The sequence below is a fragment of the Mesorhizobium sp. C395A genome (assembly GCF_030323205.1).
Taxonomy (GTDB): domain Bacteria; phylum Pseudomonadota; class Alphaproteobacteria; order Rhizobiales; family Rhizobiaceae; genus Mesorhizobium.
Map to the genome: position 1 here is coordinate 2583197 of NZ_CP100473.1, position 14413 is coordinate 2597609.

The window sequence follows — 14413 nt, forward strand, 5'->3', positions numbered from 1 at the left end:
AGCCTACGCCAGCTTCTCCTTAAGGAAAGCGATCGTCCTGCCCCAGGCGAGATCGGCTGCCTTCTTGTCGTAGCGCGCGGCCGAGGTGTCGTTGTTGAAGGCATGGTTGACGCCGTCATAGACATAGAGCGTGTATTCGACATGGGCGGCGTCGAGCGCTTTCTTGTAGGCATCGATGCCGGCGTCGATGCGCTCGTCGAGCCCGGCATAGTGCAGCAACAGCGCCGCCTTGATCTTCGCCACATTCTCGGCCTTCGGCTGCATGCCGTAATAGGCGACGCCGGCGGCGAGATCGGGCGCGTTGACCGCCAGATTGTTGACCGTGCCGCCGCCCCAGCAGAAGCCGACAGCACCGACCTTGCCGTTGCCGTCCTTCTCGCCCTTGAGATAGGCGATGGTCGCCACACCATCGGCGGTGACCTGGCTGGCGTCGAGCTTGGTGAACATGTCGCGCGCCTTGTCTTCGTCAGCGGGCGTGCCGCCGAGCGGCGACAGGAAATCCGGCGCCAGCGCCACGAACCCTTCCAGCGCAACGCGCCGCGCCACATCCTTGATATGCGGGTTGAGCCCCCTGTTCTCATGCACCACGATGACGGTGCCGAGCTTGCCGGACTGGTCCGCCGGCCTGACCAGATAGCCCTTCATCTCACCGCTGCTGCCGGAATAGGTGATATCTTCAGCCTTCACGCGCGGATCGTTGTCGGCGACGATTGCCGCCTGCGCCGTATTCGCCGCAAGCAGCGGCGCGATCGCGGCCGCCGCCGCGCCCGATCCGGCAAGCCTGGTCAGCTGTTCCATGAAGCGGCGGCGGTCGAGCGTCAGATGCGTGTATTCGTCATAGGCATCGATCATCGCCTGGGTGATGGCAGGTTTGGCAGGTTTGACGGCTTCGGCGGTGGGTTTCGTCATGGCGTGCTCCTCGTTAGGAGATGATCTCACGGTCACTCCGGGATGACCTCATGGTCACTCCGGGATGACCTCGCGGTCACTCCGGGATGACTCGCGGATCAAGATAGGGTGCAAGCTCGCACGGTCCAGTCTCGGATGGGTGACGCTTGCGCCATCGAACGATGCGGCGGCCCCGCGGAACGCGCCCATCACATTTTGGTCATTTCAGAGAATGTCGATGGTGCCGCCACAATATGGAAGGAAGCTGATGATGGTCTCGCTTGTAGCGGCGAGCCCGACGAGAAGGAACAACGCCATGACCTTGTCTACTCCGATCCTTGCAAGCGCGCTCGTGCTTGCTGTTGCTGCCTTGCTGGCAATGCGCTCCGCTGCTGCCGCAGCCGCCGCTCGGATGGTGAAGGTCCGCGTCGACCGGCGTCGGCCGGCACCACGCTGATCCAGCAGGCCGAAACAGGGCCGCAGCTAACCAATGAAGTACTGGGCTCCGTGCCCAGCCTCAAAGGCCATCTCTTACGCAAGCTGACCAAGGCTGCTGCTGCCCCTCATCGCCCTGCCGGGCACTTCTCCCCGTATAGATGCCGGCAGGCAGATGAGGGGCGGCGCCAACATTGCCAGAATTGCGTATCTGCCGGGCCGACCACCCAGCTAAGTCACATCGTCCTACTTTGGCAGCGTATAGGCCATCACATAGTCGCCCGGCTTGGTGCCGACCGAGCCGTGGCCGCCGGCGACGATGACCACGAACTGGCGGCCGTCGGCGACGGTGTAGGTCATCGGCGTCGACTGCCCACCGGCCGGCAGCCTGGCCTGCCAGAGCTGCTTGCCCGATGTCAGGTCATAGGCGCGCAGATAGTCGTCGACCGCCGCGCCCAGGAAGACGACGCCGCCGGCGGTGATCATCGGCCCGCCAATGCCGGGAACACCGACCTTCAGCGGCAAGGGCAACGGCGTCATGTCATAGACGGTGCCGTTGCGGTGCTTGTAGGCGATCTTGCCGGTTCTGAGGTCCGCTCCCGCCACATAGCCCCATGGCGGCGCCTGGCAGGGCACGCCGAGCGGCGACAGGAACGGCCCCATCACCACCGCATAGGGTGCGCCCTCATTGCGGTTCAGCCCCTGCTCGCTGCCGCGCCCCTCATCCGGGGGCGGCACCTGGTCGCGCGGAATGAGCTGCGATTTGAACGCCAGATAGGTCGGCATGCCGAACATCACCTGCCGCACCGGATCGACGGCGACGCCGCCCCAGTTGAAGGTGCCGAAATTACCGGGATAGACCAGCGAGCCCTGCACCGATGGCGGGGTATAGCGGCCCTCGTAGCGCAGACCCTGGAATTCGATCCGGCAGGCCAGCTGGTCGAACATGGTGATGCCCCACATGTCGGCGCCGGTCAGCGGCCTCGGATTGAAGGAGAGATCCGAGACCGGCTGCGTCGGCGACGTGTGATCGCCCTCGACAGCGCCGCCCGGCGCCGGCACTTCCTTGATCGGGATGATCGGCTCGCCGCTGCGCCGGTCGAGCACGTAGAGGTCGCCCTGCTTGGTCGGCCCGACCAGACCCGGAACGACGCCGGCAGCGGTGGTGATGTCGACCAGCGTCGGCTGAGCCGGCACATCCATGTCCCAGAGGTCGTGATGCACGGTCTGCCGCACCCAGCGCACTTGTCCGGTGGCCAGATCGAGCGCGGTGATCGAGGAGGAAAACTTCTCGACATTGGCGCTGCGGCCCATCCCGAGCTGGTCCGGCGTCTGGTTGCCGAGCGGCACATAGAGCAGGCCGAGCTTCTCGTCGGCGCTCGCCGTCGACCACATGTTGGGCGAGTTGTGGGTGTAGGTCTGGCCTGCAGCCAGCGGCGTTGTCTGGTCCGGATTGCCGGAATCCCAGTTCCACACCAGGGCGCCGGTGTCGACGTCGAAGGCCCGGATGACGCCGGACGGCTCTTGCGTCGAATAATTGTCGTTGACCGCGCCGCCGATGATGATCTTGCCGCCGGCAATCAGCGGCGCCGAGGTCGAGTAATAATAGCCCGACTTCGGATAAGGCATGTTGGTCAACAGATTGAGCGTGCCGGCCTCTGCGAAGGACGCGCAGACCTGGCCGTTGGCGGCGTCGAGCGCGATCAGCCGCGCATCCGAGGTCGGCAGATAGACGCGTGTCGCGCAAGGCTGGCCGGCGGCGATCTTGGCATCGGCATAGTAGGACACGCCGCGGCAGGTCTGGTGCTGGCGGTCCTTGTCGAGCTTGATCTTGGGATCGAAACGCCATTTCTCCTTGCCGGTGGCGGCATCGATGGCGATGGCGAAATTGTGCGGCGTGCAGATATAGAGCGCATCGCCCACCTTCAGCGGCGTCACCTGGTAGGTGGTTTCGCCGACATCGTCCGGCCCTTTCACGTCGCCGGTCTGGTAGGTCCAGGCCGGCTGCAATTTGGCGACATTGTCGGGCGTGATCTGGTCGAGCGGCGAATAGCGCTGGCCAAATTGCGTGCGGCCGTAGAAGTGCCATTCACCGGGAGGCACATTGCCGCCGAGATCGGCAGTCGGCGTCACCTTGTCGGCGCTGAGGTCGCCGGCGATGTCCTTGGGATCGGCCGTCATCGAATAACCGGCGACGGCGAGCGATGCGAGCACGGCCAGAATGAGCGGCGCGCGCGCGTCGGGGCCGGTCAGGCCCCGCCTTGCCCAAGGCGTCAGCAGCCACAGCGCCAGAAGCACGATGATGCCGCCGCGCGGTCCGAGTTCCCACCAGTCGAAGCCGATTTCCCACACCGCCCAGGCCAGCGTGCCGAGCACGATCGCCGCGTAGAGCCAGAGCGCCGTCGATTTGCGCCGGAAGAGCAGCCATGCGGCGATCAGGAAGGCGAGACCGGTGATGACATAGTACCAGCTGCCGCCGAGCATCGAGAGCCAGACGCCGCCGCCGCCAAGTGCCAGGCCGATGAGGAACAGGATGAGGGAGGTGATGACGACAGCCAAGACGATACTCCTTCGACTGATGCGCATTCCGCGACGCGGCCATGGGCAAAGGTATGCCAATCCTGCCCCCGGCGGTACAACCTTCTCCCGGCCGCCGTGCCTGTCAAGCCGCCGGGGAGCGATCCATGGCGAAACCAAAAGGCCATGCCGCAGGCTCTCTTGCGTAACAGGGCGTTTTTCGAGGCCACACGCCAAGGTGGCAATCCCGCCTTGCCGGCATCCGGGTTTTCCAGCAGTCTGCTTTGGACCAACCATCAGGAGCAACCAGAGTGACGTCATTCGCCTCGCCTCTGACGCGCGTAGTCCTTGTCCTCTGTAGCTTCGTCGCGCTCACGGCCGGCACTGTGGCCGCGCCGGCACAGACGCTGAGCGAAATCAACAAGGCAAACGGCTTTCACGAGATGCTGATGGGCATTGGTCCCGGCATCGCCGCAGCCACGAAATCCATACCCGAACCGTTACCGGCAAATTTCCAGGACGCCTTGTCGGTCGCGCTGGAAGGCGCCTTCGACGCAGTCAAAATGGAGACTGCCATCGAATCGCGGATGGCCGACAGGCTGTCGGCCACCGATCTGTCCGACCTCGCAGCGTTTTACGCTTCCCCGTTGGGCAAGCACGTCACCGCTTTGGAAATTCGGTCGTCTGGCCCGGAAGGCAGGCAAGGCAAGAAGACAGAGGGCAAGCAAATCCTCGCCGAGCTTCCGACCAAGGATCCAGCCCGGCTCGAATTGTACCGCAAGATCATCGACGATATCAGCGCTGTCGACACCGGCGAGGCGATAGCGCTGAACATGAGCTACGCGATGGTCACGGGGATGCTGGGCGCAGCCGGAAAGCCTCTGTCGGACGAACAGATCATGGCGCTGGTGCGTCAGCAATCCGTGAAAATTCGCCAGAACATCGAACAGAATGCCATGCAGGGTAGCGCTTATACGTACCGGGATATCTCGCTCGGCGATCTCAGACTGTACTCGACATTCCTGGCGTCACCCGCGGGCAGCCGCTATTACGACCAGATGCTGACGGCCTTTGGCATGGTGATGACAGAGGAAGCGCGCTCGTTCGGACATCGATTGTTCGTCGCGCTCGGTTACCGAAAGGCCTGAGCCGCGGTATCGGGGACTTTAGCAGAACAAAACGTAGACACTTCTGGTCTTTCGCTCCCGAATCACTACATTCGGGGGAGATGTCCGGCTTTGCGGAAGACATGCCCTTTTTCGACGAACCCAATGCGCGGCCCGCGGGCCCGTCGGGCATAGCCGCGCGCGCCATGGCGGCCCGCAGCGGCCCCAACAGCGCGCCCGATTATCTCAACGGCCTCAACCCCGAGCAGCGGCTGGCGGTGGAAACCACCGAAGGCCCGGTCCTGGTGCTGGCCGGCGCCGGCACCGGCAAGACCCGCGTGCTGACCACCCGCATCGCCCATATCCTGGCCACCGGCAGGGCTTTCCCCTCGCAGATCCTGGCGGTGACCTTCACCAACAAGGCCGCGCGCGAGATGAAGCAGCGCATCGGCCATCTCGTCGGCGAAGCCGTCGAGGGCATGCCGTGGCTCGGCACCTTCCACTCCATCGGCGTCAAGCTCTTGCGCCGCCACGCTGAGCTGGCCGGGCTCAAATCCGATTTCACCATCCTCGACACCGACGATGTCGTACGGCTGATCAAGCAGCTGATCCAGGCCGAAGGCCTCGACGACAAGCGCTGGCCGGCCAAGCAGTTCGCGCAGATGGTCGACGGCTGGAAGAACAAGGGCCAAGGCCCCGCCGACATTGCCGAGGGCGATGCCCGCAGCTTCGCCAACGGCAAGGGCCGGGAACTCTACAAGGCCTATCAGGAGCGGCTGAAGACCCTGAACGCCTGCGACTTCGGCGATCTGCTCTGCCACCCTATCCGCATCTTCCGCGCCAATCCGGACGTGCTGAAGGACTACCACAAGCGCTTCAAATACATCCTCGTCGACGAGTACCAGGACACCAACACCGCGCAATACATGTGGCTGCGGCTCCTGGCGCAAAGACCTACCTCCCCCTCGATGGGGGAGGTCGCGCCGCGTAGCGGCGCGGGTGGGGGTGGCAGCGCCGGCGCCAGTCACCCCTCCCCGCCGCTTCGCGGCGACCCTCCCCATCCAGGCGAGGGTAAAGCGCGCTCGGCCAAAGGCCGCATGCCCGACCGGGCGTCCGAGCCGTTGCGAGGGCCCGCGCCGGCAGGCGCGGAACGGCCCGTGAGCGAAAACAAAGTCAACATCTGCTGCGTCGGCGACGACGACCAATCGATCTATGGCTGGCGTGGCGCCGAGGTCGACAACATCCTGCGCTTCGACAAGGATTTTCCCGGCGCCACCATCATCCGGCTGGAGCGCAACTATCGCTCGACCGCGCACATCCTCGGCACCGCCTCGCACCTCATCGCCCACAATGAGGGTCGCTTCGGCAAGACGCTGTTCACCGAGAAGGTCGCCGAGGACGACGAGAAGGTGCATGTCCACGCCGCGTGGGATTCCGAAGAGGAAGCGCGCGCCGTCGGCGAAACCATCGAGACCTACCAGCGTGCCAAGCACAAGCTGAACGACATGGCCATCCTGGTCCGCGCGTCCTTCCAGATGCGCGAATTCGAAGATCGCTTCGTCACGCTCGGCCTCAACTACCGCGTCATCGGCGGTCCGCGCTTCTATGAGCGCATGGAAATCCGCGATGCGCTGGCCTTCTTCCGCGTCGTCGCCCAAGGCGCCGACGACCTCGCCTTCGAACGCATCGTCAATGTGCCCAAGCGCGGCCTCGGCGAAGCCACCATCCGGCAGATCCACGACACGTCGCGTGCGCTGCGCATCCCGATGCTGGAGGCCGCCGCCAAGCTGGCCGAAAGCGACGAATTGAAGCCCAAGCCCCGCGCGGCCTTGCGCGAAGTGGCGGCCAATTTCGAACGCTGGCAGAAAGCGCTGGAAACCACGCCGCACACCGAACTCGCCGAGACCATTCTGGAGGAGAGCGGCTACACCGACATGTGGAAGAACGACCGTTCGGTCGAGGCGCCGGGCCGGCTGGAAAACCTGAAAGAGCTGATCCGCTCCATGGAGGAGTACGAATCGCTGCGCTCCTTCCTCGAACATGTCGCGCTGGTCATGGACGCCGAGCAGAACGCCGAGCTTGACGCCGTCAACATCATGACGCTGCATTCGGCCAAGGGCCTCGAATTCGAGACCGTGTTCCTCCCCGGCTGGGAGGAAGGCCTGTTCCCGCACCAACGCGCGCTGGACGAAGGCGGCCGCTCCGGCCTGGAGGAAGAGCGCCGTCTCGCCTATGTCGGCCTGACCCGGGCCAAGAAGAACCTGCATCTGTGGTTCGTCTCCAACCGCCGCATCCACGGCCTGTGGCAGTCGACCATCCCGTCGCGCTTTCTGGACGAACTGCCGGAAGCCCATGTCGAGGTCGCCGAAAGCGGCAACTCCTATGGCGGCTACGGCAATTCCTATGGCGGCGGTTCGTTCGCGTCGGGCCGTGGCGGCCAGGGCGCAGGGCGGCAGAACCCCTACGGCGCCTCGCGCTTCGACAATGTCGGCGCGGAAAAATCCGGCGCCTTCTCCAACACCTATGCGACGCCCGGCTGGCAGCGCGCGCAGGCCAACCGCACCGAGGCGACCGACCGCAACTGGGGCTCGCGCTCCGGCCACCAGGTCGAGCGCATCGGCTATGGCGAGACCGACTCCGGCTACGGCGCCGGCCGAACCAGCGTCAAAGGCCGCACCATTGACGGCGAACTGGTCGCCAAATCCGTCGCCGACACGCCGTCGCCCTTCAGCGTCGGCGACCGCGTCTTCCACCAGAAATTCGGCAACGGCAACATCTCCAACATCGAAGGCAACAAGCTGACCATCGACTTCGACAAGGCCGGCCAGAAACGCGTGCTGGACGGGTTTGTGGCGGCGGTGTGAGCGCCCGCTTGTCCTGTTGTCCTACAAGCGACCACATTGTTGTAGTCTGGCGGAGCCCTCCCCGCCTCGTCATCCACGGGCGGAGCAAGGAGCGTAGCGACGCAGCGTAGACCCGAGGATCCATCCCGCGTCTTCAACGCGTTGCCACGGTGCGGAATCCTGCGCAGCTGCACGCCAAGGTCGCGGAATGGATTCCAGGGTCTACGCGACGGAGCTTCGCTCCTGCTCCGCCTTAGAATGACGAAGCGACGGGCGTCTGCCCAGTCGTCGGGGCATGCGGTCCGCAACATGAGCGTCCCCGTCAATTTAGCCCGCCCCTCACCTGTACCGCGCCTGGTTCCACTTGTGCCCCAGCAGCGACAGGATGATGATCAGCCCGTTGAAGAACTGGACGTAGAAGCCGCTCAGGCCCGCCGCCACGACGCCGGTCTGGATGAACGACACGGTGACCGCGCCGATCGCTCCACCGGCAACCGTACCAATGCCGCCCCAGGTCGGCGTGCCGCCGACGAACACCGAAGCCAGCACCGGCAAGAGATAGCCGTCGCCCGCGGTCGGCCACCAGGTGAAGTTGATCATCACCGAAAACGTGCCGGCGATCGCGGCCCCGATGCCGGTGAAGATGAACACTTTCACCCGCACACGCTTGACGTCGATGCCCATTTGCTGGGCGCTGTCGGGGTTGTCGCCGACGACCCTCACCTGCGCGCCGAAGCGGTGCCGGTTGTAGAGCATTGCCGAAAAAATGACGAAGGCGAGTGCCCATAAGACCTGTACCGGAAAACCCCACACCTGACCGGAGAAGATGGTGTACGCCCAGCTGTCGCTGAGACCGGTCAATGCGGTCGATCTGCCCTCGTTGATGATCTGGATCAGTCCCCGCAGCAGGAAATTCATGCCGAGCGTGGCGATCAGCGACGACAGCCCGCCATAAACGACCAGGGATCCGACGAGAAAGCCGAGCAGCGTGCCGGTGAGAATCGCCGCTGCGATGCCGAGAAACGGATCGTAGCCGGCCTGCACCACCAGCGCGAACACCCAGGAGGCAAAGCCCATGGTTGCGGGAAACGACAGGTCGATCTCGCCGCAGGTGACGACGAAGACCAGCGGCACCACCACGAACAGGGCAACCGGCAGCGTGGTCAGCACGGATCTGTAGAGATACCAGGTGGTGAACACGGTCGGGTTGGCGATCAGGAACGCCGCCATCATGATGATGAACACGGCGAGCGTGCCGAGCGCTGCGCGGTTGTCGATGACGAAACCGCGCAGCCAATGGTCGGACGGGTGCTTCCACTCAGGCCGGGCTGCCTTGCCGCCGAGCGGGCTCTGCAGATCGGGTTCCATGGTCTTGCTCATCGTGCTGCCCTCTCCGCGTCGCCGGCCTCGTGCAGCCCCGGCAATCCGCCGGGATGCGCAACGTCTTCCATGAAGTTGATCAGCTCTTCGGCCGACTTGACCTCGGTGCGATCGGCGGTCAGCGCCACCTTGCCGCGGTCAATCACAACGAAGCGGTCGGCGATGTCGAAGACGTGATGGATGTTGTGGCCGATGAACAGGATCGAGCGCCCGCTCGCCCGCACCTGGCGCACGAAATGGAAGACCTTGGCGGTCTCGGTCAGCGACAGCGCCGTCGTCGGCTCGTCGAGGATGATCAGCTCCGCCTGCTTGTAGATGGCCCGCGCGATCGCCACGCCCTGGCGTTCGCCGCCGGAGAGCTGGCCGACGATCGAATGCGGCGTGAACACCTTCGAGGTAAAGCCGATCTCGCGCATCAGCCGGCTCGCCTCCTCTATCTCTTTATTGACCTTCAGAAAGCCCATGAAGCCGGTGAGTTCGCGGCCCATGAAGATGTTGCGCACGATGGTCTGCTGCACGGCCAGCGCCCGGTCCTGGAAAACCGTCTCGATGCCGGCGTCGCGCGAGCGTGCCGCACTCCAGCCGGTCACCGGCTTGCCGCGCACCAGGATCTCGCCGCTGGTCGGCTTGACGACGCCGGACAGGATCTTGATCAGCGTCGATTTGCCGGCGCCATTGTCGCCGATCAGGCCAACCACCTCGCCGCGGTCGACCGAGAGATTGACCCCGCCCAGCGCATAGACCTGGCCATAGGATTTGCTGATGTCGCGCAGTTCGATGATGCGTTCGGCCATGGTGATCCTCGCTCCTGTGGTATCATCCGGCCTGGTGCCGGCGGTCCTGCCGGCCGGGCTTGCGCCCAGCCGGCAGTTTGGGAGGTCAGCGCAGCGCCTGCTTGGCGAGCTCGGCGACGATCTCGTAATTCTGCGGCGTGACGAAGCCCGCCCCGGTGTCGACATTCATCGGCGCCAGGCCCAGCACCACCTGCTGGCAAAGGCTGAGGATCGGCAGATAGCCTTGCAGAAACGGCTGCTGATCAGCCGTCAGCTGCACCCAGCCGCCCTTGAACGCCTCGACGATCTGCGGGCTGGTATCGAAGCCGAAGTTGAAGATGTCGCCGGGCTTGCGTCCTGCCGCCTGCATGTAGGTGGCGACGTTGCCCAGCATCTGGCCGCCGGGATAGCCGACCGCCTTGACGTCGGGATTGTTGAGCAGGGCCGCGGTGATCACCGGTATCGCCAGATTGGGGTCGGACGCCCATTCGCCGCTCGGCGGCGACGACAGCTGGATGACCTCGACGCCGGCTTCCTTGAGTGCTGCCACCGTGCCGCGCTCGCGCGCGCCGCGGGCCTCGTTCTCGAACGGACCGATCATGATTGCCTTGTCGCCGGACTTGAGCTTCCCGAGCTTGAACGCCTCAGTGCCGAGCGCGCGGCCCTGCTGCTCCTGCTGGGCGCCGACATAGCCGCCGCCGAACGCGTCCACCACCTTCGGCACCGGCACGTTCTGGTACATCATCTTGATGCCGTCCTTGTGCGCCTGTTCGGCCAGCGGCATGATCGCGGCGTCGCCCGGATGGCCCATCATGGCAATGCCGTTTGGCTTCACGGCGACGGCCTCGCGCAATTGCTGCACCATCTTCTCGACGTCCCACTGCGAGAAGATGTAGTCGACCTTCGGCCCGAGATCGGACGCCGCCTGCTTGGCGCCATTGTAGACGATGGTGCCGAAAGCGTCGCCCTCGGCGCCGCCGACGAAAAAGCGGATGTGGACATCCTTGCACCACTGGGCGTCGAGCGCCTGCGCCGGCAGAGTGGAGATGGCAGCGCACAGCGCCGTGGCGGCGGCCACGACGGTCGAGCGCAGAAGTGTCGTTCTCATTGCGATGCTCATGCACGTTCCTCCCTTTTGTCCTCGGTGAGCCGAGGGGTTCGTCGTTCGCTTTTCGGCAGTGCTTGTCGGCAGTGCTTGGCAATCTGTCAGGCCGGCTCCTCCCACCGGCCCTCGGTCACGCCGGGTTCGGCAGGTAGGTCGCTCCTCCCCGGCATTGCTTGAGGTATTCCAGCCCGCGCACCTGGCCTGTGATTTCGAGGTCGCCGCGATAGACCGGGTCGTGCCAGCCCTCGATGTCGATGGCGCCCTTGTAACCGGCCAGCCGCAATTCGCTGATCACCCGCGTCCAGTCGCTGTCGCCAAACCCGGGCGTGCGCATCTGCACGAAGGGCAGCTTGCCGAACACGCCGTGCTCGCGGATCACATCCCAGCGCACCGTCGCGTCCTTGCCGTGGACATGGAAAATGCGCGGCGCCCATTTGCGGATCTGCGGCATCGGGTCGATGAGGTAGACAAGCTGGTGGCAGGGCTCCCATTCGAGGCCGAGATTGTCGTCGGGCAATTCGTTGAACATCAACTCCCAGGCATCGGGATTGTGGGCGATGTTCCAGTCGCCGGCCGCCCAGTTGCCATCCATGGCGCAATTTTCGAAGGCAATGCGCACGCCCTTGTCGGCGGCGCGCTTGGCCAGTGGTCCCCAGACCTCACGGAAGCGCGGCAGGCTGTCGGTCAGCTTCTTGCCGCGAAGGCGGCCGGTGAAGCCGCTGACCGTCGAGGCGCCGAACAGATGCGCGTTGTCGATGACGGTTTCCCAGGCCGCGAGCACGCCGCGATCGACCTCGCCATCCTCCAGCGGATTGCCGAACACGCCGATCGACGACACGGCGACATCGGCATCGCCGATCGCCTCGCCAATCTCACCGGCGAGCCGCGCCAAATCCTTGCCGCCCAGCGTCTGCCAGAAGAAGGGCTGGATGCTCTCGAAGCCGAGCGGCAGAATCTCTTTGATGTAGGCGGCCGGGTCTTCGAGATTGGCCCGCACCATGGTGCCGATGCGGATGTCGAGAAGCGGGTTTGGCATCATGATGCTTCCTGTGTGATTGCGACGCGCCGTCCGGTCTCGGCGCTTTCGATGGCGCCGAAAACCATGGCCAGGCTTTTGATGTTGTCGCTGCCACGGGTTTCCGGCTCGCTACCGGTCTCGATGGCGTGGATGAAATCCTTGATGACGCCGAGATGACCGCCGATGCGGTCGGCGGGATCGAGCGGCGGTACTGTGATGGGCTGGGTCAGGTCGAACAGGCCGTCGCGGACCGACAACACAACCTCGGCCTTCAGTCCGTCCTCGCCGTCCCAGACCAGGCTGCCGTGCTCGGCGACGATGCGCCACGTGCTCTCCCAGCTAGTGCGGAAGCCCGCCGCGCACCAGGAGCCTGCATAGGTGAACCGCTTGCCGCCGCCGAGATCGAAGATAGCGCTGGCCGAGGAACCCTGCCGGTACCAGGAATTGGCCGGCTCCCATTCCTGGCAAAAAACACCGGCGGGATCGCCTGCGACCATGTAGCGGGCGGCGTCGAATGTGTGGATCGCCATGTCGAGCAAGAGCACATGGGCCATCTCCTCGCGAAAGCCGCCGAAATGCGGCGCGACGAAGAAGTCGGCATGGATGCTGGTTGGCTTGCCGATGGCGCCGGAGTCGAGAAAGCGCCTGATGCGCCGGACGTTGGCGACGTAGCGGCGGTTCTGCACGACCGCATGGACGCGCCCCGCGTTACGCGCCGCATCGACGATGGCGCGCGCATTTTCCGGAGTATCGGCCAGCGGCTTTTCCGTCAGCAGATGGCAATTATGGGCAAAGGCGGAAAAGGCGACGTCGCGGCGGGCGGCGGGAACCACGACATCGAACACCGCTTGCGGTTTGGTCTGGTCGAGAACCTGATCGAGGCTGGTGCCGATGACGACGCTATCGAGCCCGTATTCGCGTGCCCTCGCCCGCGCCCGTTCGGCGTCGAGATCGACAAGGCCGACAATGGCGAGCCCGTCGATCTGCCTCGCGGCATCGAGCCAGGCCTTGCTCATCGCACCACAGCCGACGAGGACGGCATTCATCATCCGGCATTCCTCCCGTCCGGTCCCTCCAGACCGAATGTCACGGCATTCCGGCATCACCGTAAACGTTTCTCCGTAAACGTTTACGAGAACACACCCGATGGCGTAGAATGTCAATCGGCTGCCAGCGAAAATCATCCCGAAGCCTTGGCCTGGGCGGCAGCCGGTGCTAGCCAAGACAGGGGGAGAACTGTCCTTGGCGTCCAGCATCCATGACCTTGCGCGTCACCTGAACATTTCGATCGGCACCGTGTCGCGGGCGCTGAACGGCCGCGCCGACGTCAATGCCGACACCCGCCAGCGCGTGCTCGCCGCCGCCAAGCAATTGAACTATTCGCCCAACCAGTCCGGCCGCAGTCTGCGGCAAGGCACCACCCATTCGATCGCCTTCATGCTGCAGCCGCATCCGGGGGACCAGCAATATGGCGAACCGTTCTTCATCCCGTTCCTGATCGGTCTGCAGGGCCGACTGGCCGAGGATGACCTGGATCTGATGGTCGTCATGGGCGAGCCCGGCCAATATCAGCAGGAGAGGCTGCGCCGCGTGGTTGAGACGCGCCGGGCCGACGCGGTCGTGTTGGCCAATACACGGCGGGAAGACGATCGGATCGACTATCTCAGCAAGGCCGGCTTTCCCTTCGCCACGCTTGGCCGAAGTCAATCCGGCGACGACACCTATCCTTCGCTCGATATAGATTTCGAGAGGGCGGGTGATGAAGCCGTCGACCGGCTGGTCGCGCGCGGCCACCACCGCATTGCCGCCATCCGCCCTTCGCTTGATCTCAACTTCGGCTACCTGTTCCTCGACGGCTACCGCAAGGCGCTGGAGCGGCATGGCATCGAAGTCGACCCCGGCCTGATCGCCGACGGGTTCATCAACGAGGCAGGCGGCTACCAGGTGACGCCGCGCGTGATGCTGTCCAAGGACCGGCCCACAGCCATCATCTTCAACAATGACGCAATGGCGCTCGGCGGCTGCAAGGCACTGGCCGAGATGGGCATCAGGCCCGGCCACGACATCGCGGTGATCGTCATCGTCGACACGCCGCTCTGCCGTTATTTCTCGCCGGCGCTGACCGCCTTCCGTCCGTCGCTGGAGCCGATGGGCCGGCGGCTGGCCGAAATGCTGCTGGCCTCGCTTCCCGCCTTTGCCGGCCCGGAAGGTCCGCGCATCATCCGCGAAGTCTGGCCGCTGGAGCTGATCGCGCGCGACAGCGATTGATAGTGCGTCTCTCCCTTCTCCCACAAGGGAGAAGGAAGAGGCCCGCTCTGTCACGCAAGTATCATGTTCGCGTCCTAGAC

Annotated in this window: 10 protein-coding genes; 3 read left to right on the forward strand and 7 right to left on the reverse strand. The window is 64.7% G+C overall.

Going from position 1 to position 14413, the window contains the following annotated elements; translation table 11 throughout:
- Positions 1 to 3: 3 nt before the first annotated feature.
- Together NLY37_RS12825 and NLY37_RS12830 are read right to left on the reverse strand one after the other, a co-directional pair.
- Positions 4 to 909 carry a dienelactone hydrolase family protein gene (locus NLY37_RS12825; protein ID WP_023741680.1) on the reverse strand — a complete coding sequence of 302 codons (906 nt, stop codon included), beginning with the start codon at positions 907 to 909 and terminating at the stop codon, positions 4 to 6.
- A 660-nt stretch (positions 910 to 1569) separates the two neighbouring features.
- Positions 1570 to 3909, reverse strand: a complete 2340-nt coding sequence (locus NLY37_RS12830) for a glucose/quinate/shikimate family membrane-bound PQQ-dependent dehydrogenase (protein WP_198024939.1) — start codon at positions 3907 to 3909, stop codon at positions 1570 to 1572.
- 242 nt (positions 3910 to 4151) lie between these two features.
- Between NLY37_RS12830 and NLY37_RS12835 the strand changes: the two genes are divergently transcribed.
- Positions 4152 to 4988 carry a DUF2059 domain-containing protein gene (locus NLY37_RS12835; RefSeq protein ID WP_023741682.1) on the forward strand — a complete coding sequence of 279 codons (837 nt, stop codon included), beginning with the start codon at positions 4152 to 4154 and terminating at the stop codon, positions 4986 to 4988.
- A gap of 80 nt (positions 4989 to 5068) precedes the next feature.
- Entirely contained in the window at positions 5069 to 7810 is a 2742-nt protein-coding gene (locus tag NLY37_RS12840; RefSeq protein WP_286442508.1) for an ATP-dependent helicase, read from the forward strand.
- Positions 7811 to 8128: 318 nt separating this feature from the next.
- On the opposite strand, the gene NLY37_RS12845 is transcribed toward NLY37_RS12840, so the two are convergent.
- The 5 genes from NLY37_RS12845 to NLY37_RS12865 form a co-directional block, all read right to left on the reverse strand.
- The gene (locus NLY37_RS12845) at positions 8129 to 9169 is read right to left on the reverse strand and encodes an ABC transporter permease (protein ID WP_023682111.1); all 1041 of its coding nucleotides are present in this window, start codon (positions 9167 to 9169) and stop codon (positions 8129 to 8131) included.
- Positions 9166 to 9963 carry an ATP-binding cassette domain-containing protein gene (locus NLY37_RS12850; protein WP_023668308.1) on the reverse strand — a complete coding sequence of 266 codons (798 nt, stop codon included), beginning with the start codon at positions 9961 to 9963 and terminating at the stop codon, positions 9166 to 9168. Before NLY37_RS12850 ends, NLY37_RS12845 begins: the two co-directional genes overlap by 4 nt.
- An 85-nt stretch (positions 9964 to 10048) precedes the next feature.
- Positions 10049 to 11062 carry a substrate-binding domain-containing protein gene (locus NLY37_RS12855; protein WP_023699592.1) on the reverse strand — a complete coding sequence of 338 codons (1014 nt, stop codon included), beginning with the start codon at positions 11060 to 11062 and terminating at the stop codon, positions 10049 to 10051.
- A gap of 115 nt (positions 11063 to 11177) precedes the next feature.
- The gene (locus NLY37_RS12860; protein ID WP_023750934.1) at positions 11178 to 12086 is read right to left on the reverse strand and encodes a sugar phosphate isomerase/epimerase family protein; all 909 of its coding nucleotides are present in this window, start codon (positions 12084 to 12086) and stop codon (positions 11178 to 11180) included.
- Positions 12083 to 13114: a Gfo/Idh/MocA family protein gene (locus NLY37_RS12865; RefSeq protein WP_023741683.1), complete on the reverse strand. Its 1032-nt coding sequence runs from the start codon at positions 13112 to 13114 to the stop codon at positions 12083 to 12085. Before NLY37_RS12865 ends, NLY37_RS12860 begins: the two co-directional genes overlap by 4 nt.
- Before the next feature lie 193 nt (positions 13115 to 13307).
- Between NLY37_RS12865 and NLY37_RS12870 the strand changes: the two genes are divergently transcribed.
- A complete protein-coding gene (locus NLY37_RS12870) occupies positions 13308 to 14333 on the forward strand; it encodes a LacI family DNA-binding transcriptional regulator (RefSeq protein WP_023725345.1) in 1026 nt (341 codons plus the stop codon).
- The last annotated feature ends 80 nt before the right edge of the window (positions 14334 to 14413 follow it).